This is a genomic window from Rhodococcus sp. B10 (genome assembly GCF_011770055.1).
Taxonomy (GTDB): domain Bacteria; phylum Actinomycetota; class Actinomycetes; order Mycobacteriales; family Mycobacteriaceae; genus Rhodococcoides; species Rhodococcoides kyotonensis_B.
Window position 1 is genome coordinate 1 of sequence record NZ_JAAFYV010000069.1, and the last position, 2,970, is coordinate 2,970.

Consider the following 2,970-nt stretch of genomic DNA (forward strand, 5'->3'; position numbering starts at 1 on the left):
TGCACGGCGGTGTCCTACTCTCCCACACCCTGTCGGGTGCAGTACCATCGGCGCTGGAGGGCTTAGCTTCCGGGTTCGGAATGGGACCGGGCGTTTCCCCTCCGCTATGGCCGCCGTAACTCTGTGAAACAGTCACACACGGAACACAACAGGGAACTCGACAGTGTCGAGGGTGTTGGTTCATTCAGTTATCGTGTTGAAACGTGTGTTGTTTCAGATATTGCACAGTGGACGCGTAGCTTCTTTGTGGTAAGTCCTCGGCCTATTAGTACCAGTCACCTGCATCGGTTACCCGACTTCCAGTTCTGGCCTATCAACCCGGTGGTCTGCCGGGGGCCTTACCCCCCCAAAGGGGGTGAGAAACCTCATCTTGGAACAGGCTTCCCGCTTAGATGCTTTCAGCGGTTATCCCTTCCGAACGTAGCTAACCAGCGGTGCTCCTGGTGGAACAACTGGCACACCAGAGGTTCGTCCGTCCCGGTCCTCTCGTACTAGGGACAGCCTTCCTCAAGTTTCTGACGCGCGCGGCGGATAGAGACCGAACTGTCTCACGACGTTCTAAACCCAGCTCGCGTGCCGCTTTAATGGGCGAACAGCCCAACCCTTGGGACCTACTCCAGCCCCAGGATGCGACGAGCCGACATCGAGGTGCCAAACCATCCCGTCGATATGGACTCTTGGGGAAGATCAGCCTGTTATCCCCGGGGTACCTTTTATCCGTTGAGCGACACCGCTTCCACATGCCGGTGCCGGATCACTAGTCCCGACTTTCGTCCCTGCTCGACCTGTCAGTCTCACAGTCAAGCTCCCTTGTGCACTTGCACTCGACACCTGATTGCCAACCAGGCTGAGGGAACCTTTGGGCGCCTCCGTTACATTTTGGGAGGCAACCGCCCCAGTTAAACTACCCACCAGGCACTGTCCCTGAACCAGATCATGGTCCGAGGTTGAGGTATCCAATACGATCAGAGTGGTATTTCAACAACGACTCCACAGTAACTGGCGTCACCGCTTCACAGTCTCCCACCTATCCTACACAAACCGAACCGAACACCAATACCAAGCTATAGTGAAGGTCCCGGGGTCTTTTCGTCCTGCCGCGCGTAACGAGCATCTTTACTCGTAATGCAATTTCGCCGAGTCTATGGTTGAGACAGCTGAGAAGTCGTTACGCCATTCGTGCAGGTCGGAACTTACCCGACAAGGAATTTCGCTACCTTAGGATGGTTATAGTTACCACCGCCGTTTACTGGGGCTTAAATTCTCAGCTTCACCACCACGAGGGCAGTTAACCGGTCCTCTTAACCTTCCAGCACCGGGCAGGCGTCAGTCCGTATACATCGTCTTACGACTTCGCACGGACCTGTGTTTTTAGTAAACAGTCGCTTCTCACTGGTCTCTGCGACCCCACCCAGCTCACGGAGCAAGTCCGATCACCGGGCGTGGTCCCCCTTCTCCCGAAGTTACGGGGGCATTTTGCCGAGTTCCTTAACCATAGTTATCTCGATCGCCTCAGTATTCTCTACCTGACCACCTGTGTCGGTTTGGGGTACGGGCCGTGTGAAAGCTCGCTAGAGGCTTTTCTCGGCAGCATAGGATCACTGAATTCGCCTCAATCGGCTACGCATCACCTCTCAGGCTATGTGAACGGCGGATTTGCCTACCGTTCGCCCTACAGGCTTACACCAGTATTACCACTGACTGGCTCAGCTACCTTCCTGCGTCACCCCATCGCTTGGCTACTACCAGATCAGGTCCCACGCATCCACCCAACGCATCACTCTCGAAAGAGATCCGTCATCGGGATTCAGGGCGGTTAGTATCACTGATTCACCAGGGGCGCGTTCACACGGGTACGGGAATATCAACCCGTTGTCCATCGGCTACGCCTGTCGGCCTCGTCTTAGGTCCCGACTCACCCTGGGCGGATTAACCTGGCCCAGGAACCCTTGGTCATTCGGCGGACGAGTTTCTCACTCGTCTTTCGCTACTCATGCCTGCATTCTCACTCGCACAGCCTCCACACCTAGGTCACCCCGGCGCTTCCACGGCTGCACGACGCTCCCCTACCCACCCACACACCTGGCACCATCCCCGTGGGAACAGTGCGGGCTATTGTGTGAGTGCCGCAGCTTCGGTGGTGTACTTGAGCCCCGCTACATTGTCGGCGCAGGATCACTTGACCAGTGAGCTATTACGCACTCTTTCAAGGGTGGCTGCTTCTAAGCCAACCTCCTGGTTGTCTTCGCGACCCCACATCCTTTTCCACTTAGTACACGCTTAGGGACCTTAGCTGGCGATCTGGGCTGTTTCCCTCTCGACTACGAACCTTATCGCCCGCAGTCTCACTGCCACGCTCTCACTCATCGGCATTCGGAGTTTGGCTGATTTCGGTAAGCCGGTAAGCCCCCTAGACCATCCAGTAGCTCTACCTCCGACGAGAAACACGTGACGCTGCACCTAAATGCATTTCGGGGAGAACCAGCTATCACGGAGTTTGATTGGCCTTTCACCCCTACCCACAACTCATCCCCTCAGTTTTCAACCTAAGTGGGTTCGGTCCTCCACGACGTCTTACCGTCGCTTCAACCTGGCCATGGGTAGATCACTCCGCTTCGGGTCTAGAACACGCCACTACACCACACAAGTGGATACGCCCTATTCGGACTCGCTTTCGCTACGGCTACCCCACACGGGTTAACCTCGCGACATGCCACTAACTCGCAGGCTCATTCTTCAAAAGGCACGCCATCACCCACAGTCACAAGTGACTCGCAGGCTCTGACGGATTGTAAGCGCACGGTTTCAGGTACTATTTCACTCCCCTCCCGGGGTACTTTTCACCTTTCCCTCACGGTACTAGTCCGCTATCGGTCACCAGGGAGTATTCAGGCTTATCGGGTGGTCCCGACAGATTCACAGCAGATTTCACGGGCCCGCTGCTACTTGGGCATCCACACTCGACAGTCA

At 56.0% G+C, this 2,970-nt stretch carries 2 rRNA genes; both read right to left on the reverse strand.

From position 1 onward, the window contains the following. Position 1: 1 nt before the first annotated feature. Positions 2–118: ribosomal RNA gene (gene rrf, locus RhoFasB10_RS25605) — 5S ribosomal RNA — on the reverse strand. Between the two features lie 127 nt (positions 119–245). Next, a 23S ribosomal RNA gene (locus RhoFasB10_RS25610) occupies positions 246–2,970 on the reverse strand; the annotation flags it as partial.